At 61.2% G+C, this 22,689-nt stretch carries 23 protein-coding genes, 1 tRNA gene and 1 pseudogene; 17 read left to right on the top strand and 8 right to left on the bottom strand.

Annotated features, from left to right (window positions below; translation table 11 throughout):
• The first annotated feature begins 6 nt into the window (after positions 1-6).
• From pxpB to BEN48_RS08715, 9 genes and pseudogenes are all read left to right on the top strand, one after another.
• Complete coding sequence (pxpB, locus tag BEN48_RS08755) at positions 7-747, top strand: 5-oxoprolinase subunit PxpB (protein ID WP_070734239.1); 741 nt, start codon at positions 7-9, stop codon at positions 745-747.
• Positions 737-1,740: pseudogene (locus BEN48_RS20170) on the top strand (5-oxoprolinase subunit C family protein). The gene pxpB and the pseudogene BEN48_RS20170 overlap by 11 nt, the downstream one beginning before the upstream one ends.
• Positions 1,741-1,901: 161 nt before the next feature.
• Positions 1,902-2,684, top strand: coding sequence for a LamB/YcsF family protein (locus BEN48_RS08745; RefSeq protein ID WP_070734199.1), 783 nt, complete (start codon positions 1,902-1,904; stop codon positions 2,682-2,684).
• Entirely contained in the window at positions 2,681-3,883 is a 1,203-nt protein-coding gene (locus tag BEN48_RS08740; protein WP_070734198.1) for an NRAMP family divalent metal transporter, read from the top strand. Before BEN48_RS08745 ends, BEN48_RS08740 begins: the two co-directional genes overlap by 4 nt.
• A 168-nt stretch (positions 3,884-4,051) precedes the next feature.
• Positions 4,052-5,650, top strand: coding sequence for a glycerol-3-phosphate dehydrogenase/oxidase (locus tag BEN48_RS08735; RefSeq protein WP_070734197.1), 1,599 nt, complete (start codon positions 4,052-4,054; stop codon positions 5,648-5,650).
• Between the two features lie 267 nt (positions 5,651-5,917).
• Positions 5,918-7,435, top strand: a complete 1,518-nt coding sequence (locus BEN48_RS08730; protein WP_070734196.1) for an NCS1 family nucleobase:cation symporter-1 — start codon at positions 5,918-5,920, stop codon at positions 7,433-7,435.
• Positions 7,436-7,441: 6 nt separating this feature from the next.
• A complete protein-coding gene (locus BEN48_RS08725) occupies positions 7,442-7,804 on the top strand; it encodes a hypothetical protein (RefSeq protein WP_070734195.1) in 363 nt (120 codons plus the stop codon).
• Positions 7,805-7,964: 160 nt separating this feature from the next.
• Complete coding sequence (gene msrB, locus BEN48_RS08720) at positions 7,965-8,426, top strand: peptide-methionine (R)-S-oxide reductase MsrB (RefSeq protein WP_070734194.1); 462 nt, start codon at positions 7,965-7,967, stop codon at positions 8,424-8,426.
• A 32-nt stretch (positions 8,427-8,458) separates the two neighbouring features.
• Entirely contained in the window at positions 8,459-8,773 is a 315-nt protein-coding gene (locus BEN48_RS08715; protein WP_070734193.1) for a hypothetical protein, read from the top strand.
• Here BEN48_RS08715 and hemA read toward each other — a convergent pair.
• The gene (gene hemA, locus BEN48_RS08710) at positions 8,748-10,058 is read right to left on the bottom strand and encodes a glutamyl-tRNA reductase (protein WP_070734192.1); all 1,311 of its coding nucleotides are present in this window, start codon (positions 10,056-10,058) and stop codon (positions 8,748-8,750) included. The genes BEN48_RS08715 and hemA overlap by 26 nt on opposite strands.
• A 514-nt stretch (positions 10,059-10,572) precedes the next feature.
• Positions 10,573-11,907, bottom strand: coding sequence for a cytochrome-c peroxidase (locus tag BEN48_RS08705; RefSeq protein ID WP_070734238.1), 1,335 nt, complete (start codon positions 11,905-11,907; stop codon positions 10,573-10,575).
• A gap of 897 nt (positions 11,908-12,804) precedes the next feature.
• On the opposite strand from BEN48_RS08705, the gene uvrA reads away from it, so the two are divergent.
• Together uvrA and BEN48_RS08695 are read left to right on the top strand one after the other, a co-directional pair.
• Positions 12,805-15,360: an excinuclease ABC subunit UvrA gene (gene uvrA, locus BEN48_RS08700; protein ID WP_070734191.1), complete on the top strand. Its 2,556-nt coding sequence runs from the start codon at positions 12,805-12,807 to the stop codon at positions 15,358-15,360.
• Between the two features lie 87 nt (positions 15,361-15,447).
• Positions 15,448-16,104 carry a class I SAM-dependent methyltransferase gene (locus BEN48_RS08695; protein ID WP_070734190.1) on the top strand — a complete coding sequence of 219 codons (657 nt, stop codon included), beginning with the start codon at positions 15,448-15,450 and terminating at the stop codon, positions 16,102-16,104.
• Between the two features lie 189 nt (positions 16,105-16,293).
• Here BEN48_RS08695 and BEN48_RS19385 read toward each other — a convergent pair whose 3' ends face one another.
• Genes BEN48_RS19385 through BEN48_RS19290 form a run of 4 tightly spaced genes read right to left on the bottom strand, consistent with a single transcriptional unit; the run spans position 16,294 to position 17,118 of the window.
• Positions 16,294-16,461 carry a hypothetical protein gene (locus BEN48_RS19385; RefSeq protein WP_206599835.1) on the bottom strand — a complete coding sequence of 56 codons (168 nt, stop codon included), beginning with the start codon at positions 16,459-16,461 and terminating at the stop codon, positions 16,294-16,296.
• 30 nt (positions 16,462-16,491) lie between these two features.
• Positions 16,492-16,770 (bottom strand): peroxidase, encoded by a 279-nt coding sequence (locus BEN48_RS19380; RefSeq protein ID WP_070734189.1) that lies wholly within the window; start codon positions 16,768-16,770, stop codon positions 16,492-16,494.
• Positions 16,757-16,897, bottom strand: a complete 141-nt coding sequence (locus tag BEN48_RS19375) for a hypothetical protein (RefSeq protein WP_206599834.1) — start codon at positions 16,895-16,897, stop codon at positions 16,757-16,759. The genes BEN48_RS19380 and BEN48_RS19375 overlap by 14 nt, the downstream gene beginning before the upstream one ends.
• Positions 16,885-17,118 (bottom strand): hypothetical protein, encoded by a 234-nt coding sequence (locus BEN48_RS19290; RefSeq protein WP_070734188.1) that lies wholly within the window; start codon positions 17,116-17,118, stop codon positions 16,885-16,887. The genes BEN48_RS19375 and BEN48_RS19290 overlap by 13 nt, the downstream gene beginning before the upstream one ends.
• 365 nt (positions 17,119-17,483) lie before the next feature.
• Between BEN48_RS19290 and BEN48_RS08680 the strand changes: the two genes are divergently transcribed.
• Together BEN48_RS08680 and BEN48_RS08675 are read left to right on the top strand one after the other, a co-directional pair.
• On the top strand, positions 17,484-17,951 hold the full coding sequence (locus tag BEN48_RS08680) for a hypothetical protein (RefSeq protein ID WP_070734187.1): 468 nt from the start codon (positions 17,484-17,486) through the stop codon (positions 17,949-17,951).
• Between the two features lie 33 nt (positions 17,952-17,984).
• Positions 17,985-18,350 (top strand): hypothetical protein, encoded by a 366-nt coding sequence (locus BEN48_RS08675; RefSeq protein ID WP_070734186.1) that lies wholly within the window; start codon positions 17,985-17,987, stop codon positions 18,348-18,350.
• Between the two features lie 467 nt (positions 18,351-18,817).
• Here BEN48_RS08675 and BEN48_RS08670 read toward each other — a convergent pair.
• Together BEN48_RS08670 and BEN48_RS08665 are read right to left on the bottom strand one after the other, a co-directional pair.
• Positions 18,818-18,890: transfer RNA gene (locus tag BEN48_RS08670), tRNA-Met, on the bottom strand.
• Between the two features lie 118 nt (positions 18,891-19,008).
• A complete protein-coding gene (locus BEN48_RS08665) occupies positions 19,009-19,203 on the bottom strand; it encodes a hypothetical protein (protein ID WP_070729251.1) in 195 nt (64 codons plus the stop codon).
• Positions 19,204-19,578: 375 nt separating this feature from the next.
• Here BEN48_RS08665 and BEN48_RS08660 point away from each other — a divergent pair, with 375 nt between their 5' ends.
• From BEN48_RS08660 to BEN48_RS08645, 4 genes are all read left to right on the top strand, one after another.
• Complete coding sequence (locus tag BEN48_RS08660; protein WP_070734185.1) at positions 19,579-20,229, top strand: hypothetical protein; 651 nt, start codon at positions 19,579-19,581, stop codon at positions 20,227-20,229.
• Positions 20,230-20,383: 154 nt separating this feature from the next.
• On the top strand, positions 20,384-20,791 hold the full coding sequence (locus BEN48_RS08655; RefSeq protein WP_070734184.1) for a hypothetical protein: 408 nt from the start codon (positions 20,384-20,386) through the stop codon (positions 20,789-20,791).
• A gap of 67 nt (positions 20,792-20,858) precedes the next feature.
• Positions 20,859-22,115 (top strand): TCR/Tet family MFS transporter, encoded by a 1,257-nt coding sequence (locus tag BEN48_RS08650; RefSeq protein WP_070734183.1) that lies wholly within the window; start codon positions 20,859-20,861, stop codon positions 22,113-22,115.
• A 65-nt stretch (positions 22,116-22,180) separates the two neighbouring features.
• The gene (locus BEN48_RS08645; RefSeq protein ID WP_070734182.1) at positions 22,181-22,612 is read left to right on the top strand and encodes a hypothetical protein; all 432 of its coding nucleotides are present in this window, start codon (positions 22,181-22,183) and stop codon (positions 22,610-22,612) included.
• Positions 22,613-22,689 lie beyond the last annotated feature (77 nt).

Here is a 22,689-nt window from a genome sequence, read left to right as displayed (position 1 = left end):
AAGCGCGTGAGCACTGACCCAACTGTTACTGCTGCCTCGCCCGTCCGGCTCTATGCGTTAGGCGACGCTGCCATTGTGCTCGAATTCGGCGGCGGCATCAGCGCAGCCACGCACGCGGCCATTGCGGCGTTCAGCGCCCGGCTGGCGCGGCAGCCCTGCGTGGGCCTGCGCGAGGTGGTGCCCGCCTTCACCACCCTCACCGTGTACTACGACCCCTGGCTGGCCAGCGAAAACGGCCGCTACGCTCCCCACGACCGGGTAGCCGACCAGCTGCGCGCGCTGCTGGCGGTTCCTGCCGCTGCCCAAGCGGCCACCGAAACCGAAACCGTGGATATCCCGGTGTGCTACGGCGGCGCGTTCGGCCCTGATTTGGATTTCGTGGCCCGCCACACCAAGCTCAGCCTTGACGAAGTAATTGCCCGGCACAGCGCCCCCGACTACCTCGTGCACATGATTGGCTTCGCCCCCGGCTTCCCGTACCTGGGCGGGATGGATGCGCAGCTGGCCACGTCCCGCAAAGCCCAGCCCCGCCCGCTGGTGCCAGCCGGCGCGGTGGGCATAGCCGGCCCGCAAACAGGTATTTATTCCCTGCCGACGCCGGGCGGCTGGCAGCTCATTGGCCGCACGCCGCTGCGGCTCTTCAACCCGGCCTGGGCCCAGCCCAGCCGGCTGCAGGCGGGCCAGCGCCTGCGTTTCGTGCCCATCAGCGCCGCCGAATTTCGGCGACTTCAGCAGCATGAGTCTTAGCATACTGCGGCCCGGCCTGCTCACCACCGTGCAAGACCTCGGCCGGCACGGCTACCAAAAAGACGGCATCATCGTGAGCGGTGCTATGGACGCCACAGCCCTGCGCGTGGCCAACCTGCTGGTGGGCAACTCAGAAGAAGCTGCCGGCCTCGAAATCACCCTGCTGGGTCCCAAAATTCGTTTCGAAACCGACCACCTCGTTGCCCTTACGGGCGCCAATCTTTCGCCCACGCTCAATGGCCAGCCGGTGCGCCTGCACCGGGCCACCTGGGTAGCGGCGGGCACGGAGCTGGCCTTTGGGGCGCCCGTGGCCGGCAGCCGGGCATACCTGGCGGTGGCGGGCGGCCTGGCCACGCGCCGGTGCTGGGCAGCCGCTCTACGTACCTGCGGGCGGGCTTTGGCGGGCTGCACGGCCGGGCGCTACAGACCGGCGATGCGCTGCCCGTGGGCCGCCCCGGCACAGTTGGGCAGCAGCTGGCCCGGCAGCTGGGTGAGGGAGCCGCAGCAGGCTGGGCGCAAGCCCGCTGGATGCCCGGCCCCGAGCTGCGCCCGAAGCCGGCGCGGCGCCCCATCGTCCGGGCCATTCAGGGGCTGGAATTCGATTCATTTTCTATCCAAAGCCAACAGGACTTCTGGCAACAGCCTCTCACGGTGACCACCGAGGCCGACCGCATGGGATTCCGGCTGCAAGGGCCGTTGCTGGAGCGTGCTATCACGAATGAGCTGCTGTCTACTGCCGTGGCCTTCGGCACGGTGCAGGTGCCGGCGGGTGGGCAAGCCATTGTGCTGCTGGCCGACCACCAGACCACCGGCGGCTACCCCCGCATCGCCCAAGTCATCACGGCCGATTTTTCGGTGCTTGCGCAGCTGGCGCCGGGGCAGTCCTTTCGGTTTGCCGAAGTGTCTTTGGCCGAAGCGCAAGCGCTGTATCTTGCGCAGGAACAGCAGCTGCGGGCACTTAGGCGCGGCATTGAACTGAGGGTATTGACATGATGACCACATTGAAAATCGTCATGCTGAGCGTAGCCGAAGCATCTCTACCGCGCTACTAGTCTCATTTACTACTACGGTAGAGATGCTTCGGCTACGCTCAGCATGACGTTCATTTCCCTCTGCATGACGTTGTTTTCCCTTACACCACCCTCCTATCCTGTATGCTCCCACCCCTTACCGTTGATTTAAACTGCGACATGGGCGAGAGCTTCGGCGCCTGGAACATGGGCCAGGACGAAGCCATTTTGCCCTTTGTGACCTCGGCCAACATTGCCTGCGGCTTTCATGCCGGCGACCCGGCCGTGATGAAACGCACCGTGCGCGCCGCTCTGCGCCACGGCGTGGCCATCGGGGCGCACCCCGGCCTGCCGGATTTGGCTGGTTTTGGACGGCGCAATCTGGATATTTCAGCCGAAGAAGCATTCGACATGACGGTGTACCAGCTCGGTGCCCTGGCCGCCGTGGCCAGGGCCGAGGGCGGCCACCTCCACCACCTCAAGCCCCACGGCGCGCTCTACAACATGGCCGCCACCAACGCCGCCCTGGCCGAAGCCATTGCCGAGGCCGTGTACCGGGTGCAGCCCGAGCTCACGCTCTACGGCCTGGCCGGCAGCGCGCTCACTAAAGCCGGCGAAAAGCTGGGCCTGCGCACCGCCCACGAAGTATTTGCCGACCGCACCTACCAGGCGGATGGCACCCTCACGCCACGCCGCCAGCCCGACGCCCTTATTGCCGATGCCGACACCGCCATTGCGCAGGTGCTGCGCATGGTGCAGGCCGGCCTAGTGCGCGCCCAGCAAGGCCACGACGTGGCCATTCGGGCCGATACCGTGTGCATTCACGGCGATGGCGCCCACGCCCTAGAATTTGCCCAACGCCTGAGCGCCGCGCTGCGCGACGCAGGCGTGACGCTGCAAGCCGGCCAAACGGCCCCCACCGCATGAGGCCGCTACCGAAAGCCCGCTGGTTTGGCGGGGCCAGCCTGGGGGCGGCATTTTTGATGGCCAACTCGTCGATTGGGCCGGGGTTTCTCACCCAAACCACGGTGTTTACCCAGCAGCTGCTCACCAGCTTTGGCTTCGTGATTTTAATATCGGTGGTGCTGGACGTGGGCGCCCAGCTCAACACCTGGCGCATTCTCACGGTGAGCGAGCTGCGCGCCCAGGACCTGGCCAACGGACTGGTACCGGGCTTGGGGTACTTCCTGGCCGCGATGGTGATTCTGGGCGGCTTCGCCTTCAATATTGGCAATATTGCCGGTTGTGGACTGGGCCTTAACGTGCTCACGGGCATGTCGTTTGAGCAGGGCGCCCTCATTAGCTGCGGGGTGGCGCTGGTGCTCTTCTGGGTGCGCGAGGTGGGCAAGATGCTTGACGGCTTCACCAAGATTCTGGGCACGGTCAAGATTTTGCTCACGCTCATCATTGCTTTCAGCGCGCACCCGCCGGTGCTGCAGGCGCTGCACCACACGCTGCTGCCGGTGCAGATTAGCGCGGCCTCCATTGTAACCATTGTGGGCGGCACGGTGGGCGGCTACATCACGTTTTCGGGCGCGCACCGGCTGCTGGATGCAGGCATTAAGGGCCCGGACCAGCAGGGGGTGGTCACGCGCAGCGCTATTAGTGGCATTGTTATTTCCACCATCATGCGGTTTGTGCTGTTTCTGGCCATCGTAGGTGTGCTCAGCAAGGGCGCGGTGCTGGACCCCGACAACCCGGCGGCCAGTGTGTTTAGGTCGGCGGCAGGCGAGATTGGCTTCCGCATTTTCGGCGTCATTTTGTGGAGCGCGGCCATCTCCTCGGTGGTGGGCGCGGCCTACACGTCGGTGTCGTTTTTCAAGACCTTCCACCCCGTGTTTGCGCGCTACGAGCGGCTGTGCATTTCGGTATTTATCGTGCTGTCCACGGCCATTTTTGTGCTGGTCGGCAAGCCCACGCAGCTGCTGGTCTTTGCCGGCTTCATCAACGGCCTGATATTGCCCATCGCGCTGGCCATCGTGCTCATAGCCGCCACCAACTCCCGCCTCATGCGCGGCTACCGCCACCCCCGCTGGATGCTGGCCGCCGGCTGGGTGGTGGTGGTGGTGATGGGTGGGCTGAGCGTGCCGCTGCTGGTGGAGCAGGTGGGCGGATTGCTGCGGTGAGGCGGTGAGGCGGTGAGGCGGTGAGGCGGTGAGGCGGTGAGCAAAAAGAACGTCATGCTGAGCTTGTCGAAGCATCTCTACCGCTTCGTTGCAGTAGTAATTCAACGAAGCGGTAGAGATGCTTGACAAGCTCAGCATGACGTTCTGATTTTAGTCAAGTACCCATTTATGCCTTCCACAGCTACCCTCAACCCCTATCGCCGCGAAACTCTGGTACAGCAGCTCACCGCGGTGCCCGTTTGGGACCTCATTGTCATTGGCGGGGGGGCCACGGGGCTGGGCGTGGCGCTGGATGGCCTCAGCCGCGGCTATAAAACGCTGCTGCTGGAGCAGGCTGACTTTGCCAAGGGCACCAGCAGCCGCAGCACCAAGCTGGTGCACGGCGGCGTGCGCTACCTGGCGCAGGGCGATGTAGGGCTGGTGCGCGAAGCGCTGCACGAGCGCGGCCTGCTGCTGCAAAATGCCCCGCACCTGTGCCACAACATGGCCTTCATCATCCCCAGCTACAGCTGGTGGGGCGGCCCTTTTTACACCATCGGCCTGAAGCTATACGACCTGCTGGCCGGGCGCCTGAGCCTGGGCACATCGGTGCACCTGAGCAAGGCCGAAACGCTGCAGCAGCTGCCCGGCCTGCGCCCGGAAGGCCTGCGCGGCGGCGTGCGCTACCAGGATGGCCAGTTCGACGACGCCCGCCTGGCCGTGAACCTGGCCCAAACCTGCATCGACCATGGTGGCACGGCCCTTAACTACTGCTCCGTGCAGGGGCTGCTGAAGGATGCCAGCGGCCGCCTGCAGGGCGTGCGCGCCACCGACCGGGAAACCGGCCTCGCCTACGAGCTTCGCGGCAAAGCCGTGGTGAACGCCACCGGTGTTTTCGTGGACGATGTGCGGCGACTGGACGAGCCCGGCGCACAGCCCTTGGTACAGCCCAGCCAGGGCGTGCACGTAGTGCTCGACCGGTCGTTTTTGCCCGGCTCCGCGGCCCTCATGATTCCCAGCACCGAAGACGGGCGGGTGCTGTTTGCCGTGCCGTGGCAGGGCCGCGTGGTGCTGGGCACCACCGATACCCCCGTGCCCACTGCCAGCCTGGAACCCCGGGCGCAGGAAGCCGAAATTGATTTCCTGCTGCGCACCGCGGCCCGGTACCTCACCACGCCACCATCCCGCGCCGATGTGCTCAGTGCCTTCGTGGGCCTGCGCCCGCTGGCCGCATCCCCCAGCGGCAGCACCAAAACCAAGGAGATTTCGCGCAGCCACAAGATTCTGGCCTCGCGCAGCGGCCTCATCACCATCACGGGCGGCAAGTGGACCACGTACCGCCGCATGGGCGAGGACACCATCGACAAGGCCATTGCGCTTGGACAGTTGCCCGCAGCTTCCAGCCAGACGGCTAGTCTGACCATTCACGGCGCTGAAACAATGAACACCGCTGGCAATCTGACAGACGGTTTCGCGCACTACGGCAGCGACGCCGCCGGGCTGCGGCAGCTGCTGGCCGAGCATCCAGCGTTGGGCGCGAAGCTCGATGCCGGGGTGGAATTCGTGCAGGCCGAAGTGGTATGGGCCACCCGGTTTGAGCTGGCCCGCACGGTTGAGGACGTGCTGGCGCGCCGGGTGCGGCTGCTGTTTCTGGACGCAGCAGCAGCGGTGCGCGTGGCGCCAACAGTGGCGGCGCTGCTGGCCCAGGAACTGGGCTTTGATGAGGCATGGCAGGCACGGCAGGTAGCCGAGTTCGGTGAGCTGGCGCGCGGCTATTTATTGGATTGAGTAAGCAGTTTCCAATAACAGAACGTCGTGCTGAGCGCAGCAGAACGTCATGCCGAGCGTAGCCGAGGCATCTCGCTCGCACCGTTAAACGATTGGTTTGCTACCACACGCGAGATGCCTCGGCTGCGCTCGGCATGACCGTTCCATTGTGTTCGATTACTTGTGTGCGGGTGCTGAATTCAATTGATTAGATTAGTATTGAGGTAGAGATGCTTCGGCTGTGCTCAGCATGACGTTCTGATTGTGCCATCTTTTGCCTCAACCGCCATGAACTCCTCGAATCCAGAAGCCTACGCGCCCGGCCTCACCAGCGCCGACCTGGCCCCTACCCTGCCGGCCGAGCGGACCTGGGGCACCGGCAACTACGCCGCCCTCTGGATTAGCATGAGCCTGTGCATCCCGACGTACATGCTGGCCAGCTCGCTCATAGAAGGCGGCATGAACTGGTGGCAGGCGCTGCTCACCATCTTTCTGGGAAACAGCATTGTGCTGGTGCCCATGTTGCTTAATGGCCGGGCGGGGGCGCAGTACGGCATACCGTTTCCGGTGTTTGCGCGGGCCAGCTTTGGCGTGCGCGGGGCCAACGTGCCGGCCCTGCTACGGGCCATTATCGCCTGCGGCTGGTTCGGCATCCAGACCTGGATTGGGGGGTATGCCCTCTACCAAATGGCGGTGTTGTGGTGGCCGGGGCTGGCCACGCTGCCGGCCGTGTTCCCGGCCAGCTGGGAGCTGGCCACGGGACCGGCACTGGTGTTCCTGGTGTTTTGGCTGTTGAACATGTACGTGGTGTACCTGGGCGTGGACAGCATCCGCAAGCTGCTGGTGTTCAAGGCATTTTTTCTGCCGGTGGCGGCGGTGGCGCTGCTGTGGTGGGCCATAGCGGCGGGCAACGGGCTGGGGCCGATATTGGCACAGCCGAGCAAATTCACGACCAGTGCGGCGTTTTGGGCGTTTTTCTTTCCCTCGCTCACGGGCATGGTGGGGTTTTGGGCCACGCTCTCGCTCAACATTCCGGACTTCACGCGCTACGCTACCAGCCAGCGCGCCCAGCAGATGGGCCAGGCCATCGGGCTGCCCACATCCATGACCTTGTTTTCCTTCGTAGGCGTGGTCGTGACCTCGGCCACGTTCGTCATCTATGGCAAAACCATTTGGGACCCGGTGGTGCTGGCGGCCAAGTTTGAGAGCCGGCTGCTGGTGAGCGGGGCCATGCTGGCCGTGGCCCTGAGCACGCTGGCCACCAACATTGCGGCCAACATCGTGAGCCCGGCCAACGACTTCGCCAACTTCTCGCCCACCCGCATCAGCTTCAAGATGGGCGGCTACATCACCGGCGTGCTCGGCGTGCTCATCTTCCCCTGGAAGCTCATTGCCGACCCTTCGGGCTATATTTTTACCTGGCTGGTGGGCTATTCGGGGCTGCTGGGTCCCATCGGCGGCATCATGATTGCCGATTACTACCTCATTCGCAAGCAGCACCTCGACGTGCCCGACCTCTACCAGTACACCGGCCGCTACGCCTACCGCAATGGTTTCAATATCGCGGCCCTCGTGGCGCTGGTGGTCGGCATTCTGCCCAACGTGCCGGGCTTCCTCACGGCCATCGGCGTGCTCGACAAAGGCACGGTGTGGCCCGGCCTGGTGGCGGTGTACAACTACGCGTGGTTTGTGGGCTTCCTGGTTTCGGGGGGTGTTTATCTGCTGCTCATGCGCGCCCAACGCGCCGGGCAACCGGCGGCGGCGTCCGTGCCGGTGGCTGCCGCTTCTCATTCGCTTGTTCAGTAAATTTTCATGGTTGAAGTGACCCAACAAGGCGACGGCGTGCTGTTTGAAGTACAGGGCCTGCACAAGCTGTGGGCGTTCAAAAGCTCGCTCACCATTCCGCGCGCCCACATTGCCGGGGCGCGGCAGGACCCGGAAGCGGCGCGGAACCTGACGGGCTTGCGCGCCCTGGGCACTGCCGTGCCGTGGGGCCTCAAAGCCGGCACCTTTTACCTCGATGGCGTACCGGGCCCGAAGCCCGCTTTCATTGACATGGTCAACCCCGACCAAACCGTGATTATTGACCTCCGGGATGAGGAGTACCAGCGGCTAATCATTGAAGTAGCCGACCCCGCCGCCGTGGTGGCGCTTCTGATAGCCCCTTCAGTTTAAGGACGCCCAGACAACAAGTTGAGCCGCCCTTAACCCCACCCCCGTCCCCTCCCCGGTGGGGAGGGGGTGCCAGACGCAAGGCCAACCAGAACGCGCCCCTCCCCACGGGGAGGGGACGGGGGTGGGGTAAGCGGCGCAGGCCCTCCGCTCCTTTTTTCTCATGCTCCGCTGGAAAGACCTCGTCATCTTCGCCAAATACGGCAGCCCCGAACCGGCCCGGCGCGTGGAGCATTCGGAAGCCGAATGGGCCGAGCTGCTACCGCCCGAACGATTCCGGGTGCTGCGCGAGCACGCCACCGAGCCGCCCTACCGCAACGCCTACTGCCGCACCTACGCGCCGGGCGAATACACCTGCGCGGGCTGCGGCAGCCTGCTTTTCGCCGCTGAAACGAAATACCACGCCATTTCGGGCTGGCCCAGCTTCCGGCAGCCGGCCACTCGCGCCGCTATCCGCTACGCCTTCGATGAGAGCTTTGGGATGCAGCGCATGGAGGCCCGCTGCAACGTGTGCGACGGCCACCTGGGCCACGTATTTCCGGATGGGCCGGAACCCAGTGGCCTGCGCTACTGCATCAACTCCGCCAGCTTGGTTAAACTGGAGCCGGCAAGTGCCCTGCCGTAGCTGCCGCTTAACGAGCAAACAGGGGCGGTTACTTGCTTGCGAAGGTGCGGCAGCAGCGCGGGCAGCCGTACACGCGGCGTACTTTAGGGGAAAACCTGCGGGCGCTGGCCGTAGAATTTGGCCCGGCTGAGTTGCTGGCCAGCTTCCTGATTCGGCTGGCGCTAATGTATCATCTGCCGCGCTGGCTGGGCCACTCTGCGGCCGGCATTATGCTGGCCAAGGTGCTGGCTGACGTCACCTTTTACGTTCCGGCTGTTTCGGTTACGAGTGGAGCAAGAAGCGCCTGCGCCACTTCGACAACAAGCCGCTGGCTTATCCAATTCACCACCTGCCGCTGGTTGCGGTAGGAAAAAACTCGCCGGTCAATGCCTCGCCCGGCTGCCGCTCCAGGTCAAACAGCTCGCTGAGCAGGTCCACCAATTGGCCGGGCTCGCCCCGCTTGCAGGCCGCTTTGAGTTGCAGCACGGGCTGCTTGAGCACCTTTTGCATCAGTGAGCGGGTGATTTCGTTCAGCATCTCGGCTTCGGCGGGACTCATTTTTTTGCCGTAGCGCTTCATTTCACCCTGTCGCAACTGCTCGAGGGCGTTTTTCAGCTTTTGGATGGTGGGCGATACTTCCATTTCCTCGCTCCAGTCCAGCAGGCCGGCCATGCTTTCGGCAATGATGGCACGCACCTGCGGGACGGCCGCCAGTCGGCGCTCCAGGGCCGCCGAGGCCTTGCTCTGGATGGCTTCGAGCGGATAAAGCAGCACGCCGGGCACTGTTTCCACTGCCGCGGCGATGCTATGGGGCATGGACAGGTCAACGAAGTACTTATGGCTGTGCAAAGGCTGATTGCCCAATAGCTCCGGCGTGACGAGGGGCGTTTGAGCCGCCACCGAAGAAATGACGACATCAGCCTCCCGAATGCCTTGGGTTAAATCAGCAAAGTCCAGCACGAGCAGCCCGCACTCAACCGCCAGGGCCTCGGCCCGGGCGCGGGTCCGGTTGCAGACAGTAACGTGCGCAAACCGTCCGCTGGCCCCAAAATACCGGGCCAAGTCAGCTCCGAAGGCACCCGCGCCGAGCAGCAGCACCCGGGGGCTGGGCAGGTGGGCCGTAAGGTCTTCCACCAGCTGCAGAGCGGCGTAGGAAACCGAGGCGGCGCCGTCGCAGAAGCCTGTCTCCTGGCGCACCCGCTTGTGGGTAAAAAACACGGTGTGCAGCAGCCGGTGCAGAAAGGGTCCCGCCGCGTCGGCTTCCACCGACCATTGGTAGGCCTGCTTCACTTGGTGGCTAATCTGCTGGTCGCCGACTACCTGTGCATCCAAGCCCATGGCTACTTTAAACAGGTGTTGCACGGCAGCGGTGGCGGTGAGACGGACGAAATAAGGAGCAAGCCGGCGGGCGTCGGGGAGGCTTTTGAGGTTGGCCAGGGCAACCAGGATGGCCGCGCTCTGGTCCTGGGTGGCACGGTAGTACACCTCCGTTCGGTTGCAGGTGCTCAACACCAGCAGGTCAGCCAACTTCAGTTCCTGGCTTAGGAGCAGCAGTAAGGCGCGGCAGTCAGGTTCGGTTAGCGCCAGCTGCTCCCGGATGGCAATCGGGGCTTGCTGGTGACTGAGGCTGAGAACATTAAAGTACTGAATCATGGACCAGACGAGGAAAAAGGCGGTGGTCTTAGTAAGGATGGGATTCGTATGAGGTTGAGGCTGACGACTCAACACACGTGCACCAAATGCGGCAGCGAGCACATTCACCGCGACGGCCACGACTGTGGGCATGCGTGCTACCGTTGCAACGGCTGCGGGCACCAAGCACTGTTCGTACCCACCGCAGCCGAGCGCGCAGCTCGTTATGGCCAGGTATAAAAGCTGTTGGCCGAGCGCAATTCGCCGCGCAGCAACGTGCGCGTGACCGGCGTGGCGCTCATTTTAGGAAGTCACCAGAAACTATCAGACCGTCGTGCTGAGCCTGTCCAAGCATGACGGCTTGGAGAGCTTTCTAAGCAGCTTCGATATATCCGTCGGGTGTTTTGTGATACCCGTTGTTTATTCAAGCCCTTATCTTTTGTTCTGGTGCATGTACAGCGAAGGATTTTGAGAACCTGAAAGCAGCTCCTTTTGATGAGGCGCTACTCTTAGGTTTCACTATAACCAATCAGCTTTAGTCCTTGTCGCTCAGTGTTTTCATGAAAGCCACAAGGGCAGCTTCTTCTTTACTTGTCAATCGAAGCCTACCCACCCTTGATTCTTCACTCACGTTCTCCCCGACCTCGGGTGCGGGCCAGCCAGCCCCGGGCTCATCACGGGTGTTGTAAAAGTGTACCACTTCTTCCAAGGTTTTAAACGCACCATTGTGCATGAACCGTTTATTGTCGGCGCCTTTGGCTACGTTCCGCAGGGTTGGCGTTTTAACTTTCCCCATGTTTTCGCCAGCCAGTCTGTACCAGGGGTCAGAAGGTCCAAGCTTTTGGAGAAAACCGCCTAATCCATAATCAATCGATGATGGAGCGTATTCTGTGTTGTCATTTTTTGGAGTACCGATATTGTAATAACTAAAGTCTGTGAACAAAGGAGGATTGCCGTTTTCGCCCTTTTCATTGTGGCATCTGTTGCAATCTGCTTTGCCGATAAACAGGGCCAAGCCGTCTGCTTCTATTGAAGTCAGCTTTTCTTGTTTATTCAGGTACCTGTCAAACTTCGAGGAGAACTTGTTCACTTCTTGCGAAGCTTCAAAAGCTGCAATGGAAAAGCCCACACGGTCATAATTGCGGTCTATGTCTTCTTTCGTAGCTGTGCTAATTGGGCTTCCCCAAACCTTCTCCCAGAGCTCAGTGCATTCGCTGTTGGCCTTAATTCTTTCCAGCACTGTTTTGGCATCATGAAGGTTTTGTTCAACAGGGTTGAGAAATGGGCCCAATGCCTGCTCCGCAGTCGGGCTGCCCAGCCTTTTTCCGGTTGCCCTGCCATCCCAGAACATTCCGCCTATAAAATCAGGCTCATCTTTTTTTGATTTTAATTTAAATTTTGCTTTTGCTTTTATTTTCTCTGGGTCAGTCTCTAAATGCAGTATAGGGCTAAACGTTGCGTAAGCGGCACTTGGTGCTTTACGGCCGCCAATAGTTCTGCGGCCGCCAATAACGTCTTTAACCGCACCTTCCGCAAAACCGGCAACAAAGCCTCTTGGAATCCCGCCCAGGTCCTTATCACTAAACCCGGCAAAGCCCTGAGAAGGCACATGGCAGGAAGCACAAGCCTGAACCTTCAGCGTGACAATTCCTGATTCCGAAAAGATGGCGTCAAGACGTGATTCCGAAAGATTGTCGTCGAAAAAAATCAGCTTGCCAAGCTGAGCTTTTGGACTTAAGGAAGAACCGGCTGACAGGCCTTTCGCTTTATTTAATGCCAAGTCTTTTTCTAAAGACAACAGTTCAGATTCTTTGTCACAGGAACTGAATGAAGCGGCGCATATGCACACAAGGCCAACACGAAGAAACATATATCTGTACAACATAGCAGTGAGGGGGGGGAATGGGGTTAGAAAAGTTCAGCTTTTTGTTACTGCGCTTGTGCAACTCCGGAAAAGGAAAGTGCCGCAACTACTACCACCAAAAAGCGCAGCCAACTAGTAGCCGCAACCCTGGCACAAGTCGTAGTGACTAGACAGGCAGGATGTTTAGCATGCAGAAATCCGGGTGTGTTACATGCTGTGTTCATGACATTTAATGAACGGATGTGGGAATTTCTCGCGTCAGGATTTGCTGCTGGAAGTAGCAGCAGACCGAGGCCTCGTAAAAGGGGCCATGGTATAAGTAGACTAGGAATAGTGGAGCGAGAAGCCTCCGGCGGGGAGGCTGTAGAGCGATGGAAAACCCCAGAGTAGTTTCAATGAAGGTTTACCTACACTTGAACCGAATCGTAGTCAGGTCCAGGAGCGTTAAGATGCGGCGGATAAGGTTACAGCTAGGCTTGCTGGGTCCGTAAACGGCAACTTCGCCAAACAATCTGCCCAATTCAACGGGCTGTCGGAGGTCGGGGCCACAGTCATGTATATAATACTGCGGAGGTTTATTTGATTTATTTAAAGATAATAAAAATTTAAGTTTCATCCAATAAAATTCTTATATATGTATTTAATTTTTTTGTTAAAATATTAAATACATGGATTTTAAAGCCATATAGGCAATCTGGGAATCGGTTGTATTAGGCAAAAGCCTCGCCCTGGTAACTCAAAACCCAGGGGTGATTGCGCTGCTACTTCACCACCGCCACGGCTTGGTTTTCACCACCATCTGGTACGAAGCCGTTGCAGCCAGGCGTTGCACTACAGCTGTGAACAGGTGTTTTAGCAGCGATTTACGTATGTGCGTACTCGAACTCTGCCCGTGAACACGCCATGCCGCTTTCCCTGTCTCCAACCACACCTACCAGCTTCACCGGCTTCGTGCGCGTGCGCGGTGCCCGCGAGCACAACCTCAAAAACGTTGATGTTGACATTCCGCGCGATGCGCTGGTGGTATTCACCGGCGTGTCGGGCTCCGGCAAATCCTCGCTGGCGTTTGGCACGCTCTACGCCGAGGCCCAGCGCCGCTACCTGGAATCAGTGTCGCCCTACGCCCGCCGCCTGTTTCACCAAATGGCCGTGCCCGAAGTCACGAGCATCGACGGGCTACCGCCGGCCGTGGCCCTGCAGCAGCAGCGCGGCGCGCCCAGCACCCGCTCGTCGGTGGGCTCGGTGACGACACTCTCGAATTTGCTGCGGATGCTATACTCGCGGGCCGGCGACTACCCATCCGGCCAGGGCATCATCTACGCCGAGGCCTTTTCGCCCAACACGCCCGAAGGCGCCTGCCCCACCTGCCACGGTCTGGGCCGGGTGTACGAAGTGACCGAGCAAAGCATGGTGCCCGACCCTTCGCTTACCATTCGGGAGCGCGCCATTGCGGCGTGGCCCCAGGCCTGGGGCGGCCAAAACCAGCGCGACATCCTCGTGACCATGGGCTACGACGTGGACACCCCGTGGCGCGACCTGCCCCAAAAAGACCGCGACTGGATACTTTTCACCGACGAGCAGCCCGTGGTGCCGGTGTACCCCGGCTACTCGCCCGAGCAAACCCAGCGCGCCCTCAAGCGCCGCGAGCAGCCCAACTACATGGGCACCTTCACGGGCGTGAAACGGCACGTGCTGCACACCTTCGCCACCACCCAAAGCGCCCTGATGAAGAAGCGGGTGGCGCAGTACATGCTGGGCAGTGACTGCCCCACCTGCCAGGGCAAACGGCTGCGGAAAGAATCGTTGTCGGTCACCTTTGCGGGGCTGGACATTGCCGAAATGTCGCGGCTGCCGCTCAAGCGGCTGGCGTCGCTGTTGCAGCCGTTTGCCCAGGGCACGGCCGCCCGGCAGCACCACGACCAGCAGCACCCCGAGCAGGCCATTGTGGCCCGGCGCATTGCCGAAGACCTGGCTGCCCGCCTGGCCGTATTGCTGGATTTGGGCCTGGGTTATCTGTCGCTGGAACGCGGCACGCCCACGCTTTCGCCGGGCGAGCTGCAGCGGCTGCGGCTGGCCACGCAGCTGTATTCCAATCTATTTGGGGTGGTGTATGTGCTCGATGAACCCAGCGCTGGCCTGCACCCTGCCGATACCGAGGCCCTGCTCACGGCCCTGGCGGGGCTGAAGGGCGCGGGCAATTCGCTGTTTGTGGTAGAGCACGATTTGGACGTTATCCGCCAGGCCGACTGGCTGGTGGACGTGGGCCCGGCCGCGGGCGAAAAAGGCGGCGAAATTCTCTACAGCGGCCCGCCCGCAGGGCTGAAAGCCGTGGCCGCTTCGCAGACGCGCCAGTTTCTGTTCGAGACGCCGGCACTGCCCACCCAGCCCCTGCGCACGCCCACCAGCTGGCTGAAGCTGGCCGGCGTGACGCGCAACAACCTCGAAAACCTCGCCGTGGAATTTCCGCTGGGCGTGTTCACCACGGTCACGGGCGTGTCGGGTTCGGGAAAGTCCAGCCTCGTAAGCCAAGTGCTGGTGGAGCTGGTGGCCGAAAGTTTGGGTCAGGAAATAGCCTCCGAAGAAGAGGAAGCCGACCCACTGGCCGCGCCCGCGCCGGCCACGCTCGGCGGCCACATCACGGGCGGCATGGAAGCCATCAAGCGCTTGGTGCGCGTCGACCAGAAGCCCATTGGCCGCACGCCGCGCTCCAACATGGCCACCTACACCGGCCTCTTCGACCACGTGCGCAAGCTGTTTGCGGCCACGCCCGAGGCCCGCAAGCGCCGCTACGACGCCGGCCGCTTCTCCTTCAACGTAGCCAAAGGACGCTGCGAAAACTGCCAGGGCGAAGGCTTCGTGATGGTGGAGCTACTGTTTCTGCCCAGCGTGTACGCGCCCTGCTCCGTGTGCCACGGAGCACGCTACAACGCCAAAACCCTCGAAATCAAGTACCATGAGAAGAACATTGCCGAGGTGCTGGCCTTGACCGTGGACGATGCCTGGGCATTCTTCGCCGAGGAGCCGCCCGTACACCGCGCCCTCACGGTCCTGCGCGAAGTGGGCTTGGGCTACCTGCGCCTGGGCCAGCCCGCCACCGAATTGAGCGGCGGCGAAGCCCAACGCATCAAGCTTGCCACCGAGCTGCAGCGCATCGGCCGTGGCAACACGCTCTACGTCCTCGACGAGCCCACCACCGGCCTGCATCCCTCCGACGTGGAAAAGCTCCTGCTTCAGCTCGAAGGACTGGTGGCCGCCGGCAACACGGTCATCGTGGTGGAGCACGACATGCGCGTAGTAGCCGGCTCCGACTGGGTGGTAGATATCGGCCCCGGTGCCGGCGACGAAGGCGGGCGCGTGGTGGCCGCCGGCCCGCCCCGGAAGGTAGCAACAGCGAAAGGCAGCCGTACCGCGCCTTATCTGCAGGCGTTTCTACACCCCCAGGCAGGTCCGGTGCTCTGATAATTATGGAAACCTTGTTGTTGGGTTCCGGCTTGGGTGGTTTCCCCCTGCCAAAGCAAGCCAAAAGTCACCTACCCAATACCCGACATGGACCCCAATAGCCCGTTGCCCGCTAGCCTATTCCAGCGCCAGGACGAAACGCCGGACGCGGAATTCTACCACCACCCGCGCTTCGTCGCGCACATCGACGATGCCGCCATTGCTGCCGTCACGCAACTCTACCGCGAATACTTCCCGCCCAACAGCGCCCTGCTCGACCTGATGAGCAGCTGGATAAGCCACCTGCCCGCCGAAATCCCCTACCGCCGCGTGGTGGGCCTGGGCATGAACGCGGCCGAGCTACTCGCCAACCCGCGCCTCAGCGCCCACGTGGTGCAGGACCTAAACGAGCAGCCCGGACTACCCTTTCAAAACCAGGAATTCGACGGCGCAGCCATCTGCGTGTCCATCGACTACCTCACCCAGCCGGTAGCGGTGCTGCGCGAGCTGGCCCGCGTGCTGCGCCCCGGCGCGCCGCTGGTTGTTACGTTTTCCAACCGCTGCTTTCCCAGCAAGGCCATTGCCGCCTGGCACGCCCTCGACGACCGCGGGCACCTGGCGCTGGTGCAGCGGTATCTGGAAGAAGCGGGTGGCTGGCAGCCCATCACCCTGCTGGACCGCAGCCCCGCCCCCGGCCGCTCCGACCCGCTTTATGCCGTGGTAGCACGGGTAGCCCTGCCGCAAAATCAAGCCGTTATCGATTGATGAAGTCCCGCTACCAAACAAGAAGAGCGCGCCAATTGGCGCGCTCTTCTTGTTTGGTATCCTGTTCTAAAAACCTCAACCCGTTGTGCGGAGCGGTTTTCAGGCAGCTACATGCAAGTTGTTAAGCTGAAACCTTCACGTCGTAGCGGTCAAGCATCATCACCTTGTCCCAGGCCTTCACAAAGGCTTTCACGAAGCGCTTGTGGCCGTCGCGGCCTGCAGTTGGCTGTTGGCGCCGAACACGAGGTCGGAGCGCGTGGCCGTGAAGCGCGGCTGGCCAGTTTCGCGGTCATTGAGCGAGAAGCTCGTGCCCTGCGCGTCGGTCTTCTTCCACTCAAAATCCATGCTGGTGAGCACGCCCACGTGGTCGGTGAAGATGCCGTGCGCCTAGCTGTCGTGGTTGGTGTTCATGGCCTTCAGGCCGCCCATCAGCGCCACCCACTCCGGGGCCGTGAGCGAGAGCAGCTGGGCCTTGTCAAGGAACATCACTTCCGGGGCCACGTCCTGCGAAATGGCTGCAAACTCGGGGTCGAGGTAGTTGCGGAAGCCATCGGCCACCGGCTTCAGCCACGTAAACATCTCAATGTCGGTCAGCTCCTGCGTGGTGTCGCGGCGGCCCGGCGTGAAGGGAACGGCCGTGGTAAAGCCCGCATCAGCCGCCGGCAATGCGGTAGGTGCCAGCCGAGTGCCAGGCCATTCGCACCATCTGCGGGCCGTAGTTATTGTAGTCCGACGGCCACCAGGCCACCGAAGTGGTCAGAAATGTTTTGATTTCCTGCCTCAGCGCCTCCAAATCAAGGGCGTTGATGCTTCAGCGTAGTTGAAGTCCTCGCCGAGCGGATTGGCGCTCGGGCCGTTCTGGTGCAGCTGCTCCACCTTCAGCCGATTGGGGTACCAGTCGGAGAGAGCGGGCGGCGTGCCTGTTGCCCCGCCGATGCTGTCGCCGCCGAAGGGGCATTTGCCGCCCATTTCAAAGGAGTCGGTGTTGGTCTTGTCGTTGGCTATGTGGAGCATATGGGGTTTGTGTAGTGTCGTTGGATTTGAGCAAGCTGCGGTAGCGCGCTCCTTAGTAACCACACGGCAACGCATCGGGTTATTGCGGGGCAAAGCGCCCCTCTGTAGCTGCCTGAAGCCAACACTGCCACTTGGCGCACCCATCTACAACCATCTCTACTAGTGGCGTCCAGCATAAACGCAGGTACCGGGCCCGCCACCATTTTTTAAAAGTTGCGGTGTACTTTTCCGGCGGGGCACGGCAGTGGCTCACGCAGGTCAATATGCCCAAGGTAATATCCCGAGCAAAGTCCTCATTGCCTTTGTGGAAACAGCCCTACTCGCTCGGCGCGTTTCCCCATCTAAACCAACAACCCTCCGCTTAAATGGCTCCCTTAATCCGTCTGGCACCCGGAAAAGAATACCTGTTCATTGATGCGTTGTATCTCGAGGAGTTCAAGGCCCGACCCGATTCGAGCTTGCTACACCACGAATTGGTGGCCCTACGGCATATCGTATTCCCAGATGCAATCAACCCCTATGCCGTAGTGACGGCTGAACACGAGGGTTTTGACTTATCTAGCATCCAGCCCATCGGCAGCGAGGCGGCGGCCGCGGACAATGTGCGGCAGTTCTGCTCGGATACCGGCTTGGTCCTCATTATCGCGGTCGACATCTTTTCTAGCGTGGTGGCAGAGCTTGACTTTGAGGAGCTCGCCGACCTCGCCGAAGACCACGACGTGGTCACGTGCTGGCCAGAATCGTTAGAAAAGTATAATACCCAACTCTATCTTTTTAACACCAGCCAAGTGAACGAGTCCTGCGCAGGGAGCGGCAATTTTCAGATTCCGTAGATACACCGCCTGCCCCCTTCTTCCACTACCCCGATGCCACAAGACCTCGCTTATTCGTTTGACGACGAAGTCGCTACCAAGTTTTGCTACGACCTAGACAACAAGCGCCTGGAAATCCATTTTACCCGGTGTTGGGAAAACGCTACCCAGCAGCACCTTGAAGGCCCTTGCTATTTGTTGATTCACCAGTGGACTGACGCCCGATGCCAGAACGCCAGCCACCGACAAGGCAACGTGCCTCCCCCCAAGTTTTTTCCGTTGGAAGATAGTATGGGCATTATCAGCATGATTCACTTTTTCGAGTGGACCAAAGAGCAGTTGGAACTGGTAGTCAACACCATTGATGACCGGTATCTACTGCTTCAATTTATCAACCCGTCTGTGGAAGTGGTCCGATAGCTAAGCGAGCCTATAAACGCTTGCTGTATCATTCGGACATTTTCCGTGAACGGATTTTGGTCTACTCTAATGACTGGGAGGACAAGCGTACTAATCTCCATTAGGAATTAAGGAGCACCACATTGATGAGCACTGCGACACCAGTCAAAAAAACCAAGAACACGAAGGTGTTATACGTGAAGTCATCCTTTATCAAGCTTTTACACGATTTCTTCCCACCGTGCCAAAGCCAGCGCAGACCAGCACCAGGATAAGAAAACAGCACTTCTAGTACCAATTCAACTATTGTATCCATGCAGCCCGCCGATGAGACCAGCGCAAATACGCCACGTCAGATTTCACCCATTGCAAGACAGCGGGTTTAAAACCACAAACCTACTTGCCGATGCCAAGTCGGCTGAGAATGATTTATACCTCGATTTTTGGACAAAAAAAGGCCGTTTCCACTAGGAAAACGGCCTTTTAGGTAGCGGGGACTGGACTCGAACCAGTGACCTTTGGGTTATGAGCCCAACGAGCTACCAACTGCTCCACCCCGCACTGTTTGTGATACAAAGGTAAGGTGCTTTTCCGGGAAGGCAATGCCTTTTGCAGTAAAAACCCGCCCGTAGCCAGTGAGCCACTGACTACCAGACGAGTATTTTTCTAATGACCGGCGCTAGGTTCGGTCGCCGGTGGTCTTCACCAGATTGATGCCGGCCAGAAAGAAGATAAGACCCACCACAAACGGAACCGCAGAATTCATCTTGCTGAGGCCGATGCTGCCAATGCCCAAAAAGGCAAGGGCCCCGACGATGATGCCAATGATGCCCAAAATGGTGAGAATAGTGCCAAAAGTGCGTTTCTGGTTCATAAGATTTGTTGAAATGAATAAGTGCAGCCAAAGGTCCCGAAAACTCAGGAGTGCCCCATCATACGGTAATCATCAGTAAATAGATAGAACCAGGGCAATAGGCAGACGCTGGTGACGGTGGGCCGCCCCGCAGTGAGTGAACCCGCTCGCGAGCCAAATCTGGCCTGGCCGTTCCCTCTTGAGCAGCACTGGCACAGCATAGCACGATTGCCAGTGCTGCGGCACTGCTCTCGCCAAGTGCCTATATTGCCGGTATCAGCACGCCCAGGACGCGGGCCAGCGGGCACCGCTTCCGGCAGGGGCCTGCCCCCTGGGCCACCTACGAACCGCCAGCGGCCGTACACCGGGCGCTCACCCTTGATTTCACGTTGACGAATGACTCCTCTTTTCTTCACCACGCCGCGCACCGCCCGTTACATCAGCCTGGGCGAGCCCGGACCCGCCATTGAGCAGGTATGGGTGTGCCTGCACGGCCACGACCAACCCCTTGCCAACCTGGTTGAGCAGCTCCGCAACCTCGACACCCCCGAGCGCCTGCTGCTGTTGCCCGAGGCCCTGAGCCGCCACGCCCTTGCCCCCGCCGATGGCGCGGCCTCGCGCACCGGTGCCGCGTGGTTTGCCCCCGATTCGCTGCTAGCCGACCTGGCGGACCTCGCCACTTACCTCAATGCGCTGACCCAGGAAGTGCTGGCCCGGTGTGCCCCGGGCACACCGGTCACGGTCATTGGCTTTGGGCACGGGGCAGCCGCAGCTTGCCGCTGGCTGGCCGGCAACACCGTGGACTATACCCGGCTGATACTGTGCGCGCCCGTGTTCCCGATTGAGATTGACCGGCGGGCTACCTTGGTGGCCCTGCCCGAGCGCCCGGTGCTGGTGGTAAGCACCAGCAACGACACCTACACGCGCGAAACCATTGGCGAAGGCCTGATTCAGGACCTGCTGGACGTGGGCCTGAGCGCCCAGCAGCGCATCGTGGATTCGGGGCCGCTGCCCTTGGCAGCCCTGGGTGCCAGCGCCCCCGTGTAGCCCCCCCCGCTGGCAACGCCACGACGCGACAAACGCACAAAACCAGAAGCACCGACAGCCGCCCGCGCCAAATCCGCCCAGCGGTTTTCGTGGCATTGGCAGGCGGCAGGGCTATCCCGTACCTTTGGGGCCCGCTATTATTTGCTTGCCGCGCATGAACCCCATCCTGGTGCAGGACTTTCTGGAAATCAGCTACCGAGCCGACCTGGACTTGCTGGTGGGCCGGTGGCTGCGCCCCGTTGAGTTGCCGGAAATGCAGCTCGGCTACCAGCTCTTGCTCGATGCTGCCCAGGTAGGCAGCTGCCGCCGCTGGCTGCTGGACGTGCGCCGACGGCAAAACACCCACCAGGTAGGCGCCCACTGGATGCTGACCACCTGGCTGCCGCAGTTGGAACCCCGGCTGGGGGGCCGCACCCGGCTGGCCTACCTCCTGGCGCCCGTTTACCTGCGCGATGAAGCTGCCGACGCGGCTTTTCCGACCCTGGCATATTTTGCTGACAAGCCCTACGTTGCCGAGCGGTTTACGGAAGAAAATGCGGCCATTACGTGGCTTAGCGCTTAAGCTCACGTGCCGGCTCCGGCTATTGCACCGGGCCTTATTCCTCCTTTCCGTTTCCTGGTTTTTTCGAATGTCTGATAAACGCTCTCCTGCCCTTGGCTTCATTTTCGTCACCATTCTGATTGACGTTATTGGGCTGGGCATTATCATTCCAGTGGTGCCCAAGCTCATTCAGCAGCTCACGGGCGAGGGGCTAAGCCGGGCATCGGAGTACTCGGGCTGGCTCACGTTTGCCTACGCGGCGGCACAGTTTTGTTTTGCGCCGGTGATAGGCGGGCTGAGCGACAAGCTGGGGCGGCGGCCAGTGCTGCTGGCGGCGTTGCTGGGCCTGGGCCTGGACTATATCTTTCTGAGCTTTGCGCCCACCCTGACCTGGCTGTTTGTGGGCCGCGTGATTGCGGGCATCACAGGGGCCAGCTTCACCACGGCCACCGCCTACATCGCCGATATCAGCACGCCCGAGAAGCGGGCCCAGAATTTTGGGCTGGTGGGCGCGGCCTTCGGCATGGGTTTTATCATTGGGCCGGCGGTGGGCGGCTTGCTGGCCGATTTTGGCTCGCGGGTGCCGTTTATGGTAGCGGCGGGGCTCAGCCTGTGCAACTTCTTGTACGGTTACTTTGTGCTGCCCGAGTCATTGCCGGCCGATAAGCGGCGGGCGTTTGAGTGGCGCCGGGCCAACCCCGTGGCCTCGCTGCTGCGGCTGCGCAACTACCCGGCGGTGCTGGGGCTGGTGGCTTCGCTGGTGCTCATTTACCTGGCGGGCTCGGCCACGCAGTCGGTCTGGTCGTTTTACACCATGTACAAGTTTGGCTGGACCGAAAAGCTGGTGGGCATCTCGCTGGCGGTGGTGGGGCTGTTTTCGGGGCTGGTGCAGGGGGGGCTGGTGCGGGTGGCCATTCCGAAGCTGGGCGCGGCGCGGGCCATTATCATTGGGCTCTCGTGCTACGCGGTGGGCTTCGTGCTGTTTGCGTTTGCTCCCAGCGGCTGGCTCATGCTGGTATTTCTGGCGCCCTATTGCCTGGGCGGTCTGGCCGGGCCGGCGCTGCAGGGCACCATTTCGGGGCAGGTGCCGGCCACGGAACAGGGCGAGCTACAGGGCTCGCTCACCAGCCTCATCAGCGCCACGGGCGTGGTGGGGCCCCTGCTGATGACGTACTTATTTGGCTATTTCACGCGGCCCACGGCGCCGGTGCAGTTCCCCGGCGCGCCCTTTCTGCTGGGGGCGGTGCTCACGCTGGCCAGCGTGGCCCTGGCGGTGCGCTCCCTGCGCCGGCACCCACCGGTAGAGGCCGGCATTGCCCCCGCCGAAGCCGTGCCCGTACACTAGCCGAATGCGCCGGTACGCTTCGGCTTGATATCCTGCGTAATTTGCCCCAATACCTGCCTTTACTCATGTCCTCGGAACTCCCTGCACCTCTCCTCGACTTCTCTCACCGCGCCGACCTCGACATTATGGTGGGCCGCTGGGGATACCAGCCCGACCCGCGCGAGCTGCCGGCCGTGTACCAGCACATGACCGATGTGGCCTTTGAGAAGCAGTCCCGGTTCTGGCTGCAGGACATTCGCCGCCGCACCCTCAACGACCCCGCCACCACGCAGTGGCTGCTCAGTAAGTATTTCCCGGAAACGGCGCAACGCCTGGGCGGCCGCTTGTTTGTGGCCTACCTCGTGGGCCCGGCCTTGCACGAGTCCATCATCAACCAGCCGGATTATATTTCGGCCCAGGCCTATGATGACAAGCCGTACGCCATTTCCTTTTTTGGCGACGAAGGGGCCGCCATCCGCTGGCTGCAAATTCAGCAGACGGATAAAGTCCGGTACTAACCCCATCGCCCTGAGGGCGACCAAGGGTGCCTGCGCCATTAATTTTTTTTCTTTACAAAAAAAGCCTTTTTCGTAGT

The organism is Hymenobacter glacialis (assembly GCF_001816165.1).
Lineage (GTDB): Bacteria > Bacteroidota > Bacteroidia > Cytophagales > Hymenobacteraceae > Hymenobacter > Hymenobacter glacialis.
This window is presented reverse-complemented; position numbering and strand designations above follow the sequence as displayed.

What these genes read in the sequence shown, in the direction of transcription:
- BEN48_RS08745 (WP_070734199.1), top strand. Translation starts at nt 1,902, where the DNA reads ATGCTCCCACCCCTTACCGTTGATTTAAACTGCGACATGGGCGAGAGC.
- BEN48_RS08740 (WP_070734198.1), top strand. Translation starts at nt 2,681, where the DNA reads ATGAGGCCGCTACCGAAAGCCCGCTGGTTTGGCGGGGCCAGCCTGGGG.
- BEN48_RS08735 (WP_070734197.1), top strand. Translation starts at nt 4,052, where the DNA reads ATGCCTTCCACAGCTACCCTCAACCCCTATCGCCGCGAAACTCTGGTA.
- BEN48_RS08730 (WP_070734196.1), top strand. Translation starts at nt 5,918, where the DNA reads ATGAACTCCTCGAATCCAGAAGCCTACGCGCCCGGCCTCACCAGCGCC.
- BEN48_RS08725 (WP_070734195.1), top strand. Translation starts at nt 7,442, where the DNA reads ATGGTTGAAGTGACCCAACAAGGCGACGGCGTGCTGTTTGAAGTACAG.
- msrB (WP_070734194.1), top strand. Translation starts at nt 7,965, where the DNA reads ATGCTCCGCTGGAAAGACCTCGTCATCTTCGCCAAATACGGCAGCCCC.
- hemA (WP_070734192.1), bottom strand. Translation starts at nt 10,058, where the DNA reads ATGATTCAGTACTTTAATGTTCTCAGCCTCAGTCACCAGCAAGCCCCG.
- BEN48_RS08705 (WP_070734238.1), bottom strand. Translation starts at nt 11,907, where the DNA reads ATGTTTCTTCGTGTTGGCCTTGTGTGCATATGCGCCGCTTCATTCAGT.
- uvrA (WP_070734191.1), top strand. Translation starts at nt 12,805, where the DNA reads ATGCCGCTTTCCCTGTCTCCAACCACACCTACCAGCTTCACCGGCTTC.
- BEN48_RS08695 (WP_070734190.1), top strand. Translation starts at nt 15,448, where the DNA reads ATGGACCCCAATAGCCCGTTGCCCGCTAGCCTATTCCAGCGCCAGGAC.
- BEN48_RS19290 (WP_070734188.1), bottom strand. Translation starts at nt 17,118, where the DNA reads ATGCTCCACATAGCCAACGACAAGACCAACACCGACTCCTTTGAAATG.
- BEN48_RS08680 (WP_070734187.1), top strand. Translation starts at nt 17,484, where the DNA reads ATGGCTCCCTTAATCCGTCTGGCACCCGGAAAAGAATACCTGTTCATT.
- BEN48_RS08675 (WP_070734186.1), top strand. Translation starts at nt 17,985, where the DNA reads ATGCCACAAGACCTCGCTTATTCGTTTGACGACGAAGTCGCTACCAAG.
- BEN48_RS08665 (WP_070729251.1), bottom strand. Translation starts at nt 19,203, where the DNA reads ATGAACCAGAAACGCACTTTTGGCACTATTCTCACCATTTTGGGCATC.
- BEN48_RS08660 (WP_070734185.1), top strand. Translation starts at nt 19,579, where the DNA reads ATGACTCCTCTTTTCTTCACCACGCCGCGCACCGCCCGTTACATCAGC.
- BEN48_RS08655 (WP_070734184.1), top strand. Translation starts at nt 20,384, where the DNA reads ATGAACCCCATCCTGGTGCAGGACTTTCTGGAAATCAGCTACCGAGCC.
- BEN48_RS08650 (WP_070734183.1), top strand. Translation starts at nt 20,859, where the DNA reads ATGTCTGATAAACGCTCTCCTGCCCTTGGCTTCATTTTCGTCACCATT.
- BEN48_RS08645 (WP_070734182.1), top strand. Translation starts at nt 22,181, where the DNA reads ATGTCCTCGGAACTCCCTGCACCTCTCCTCGACTTCTCTCACCGCGCC.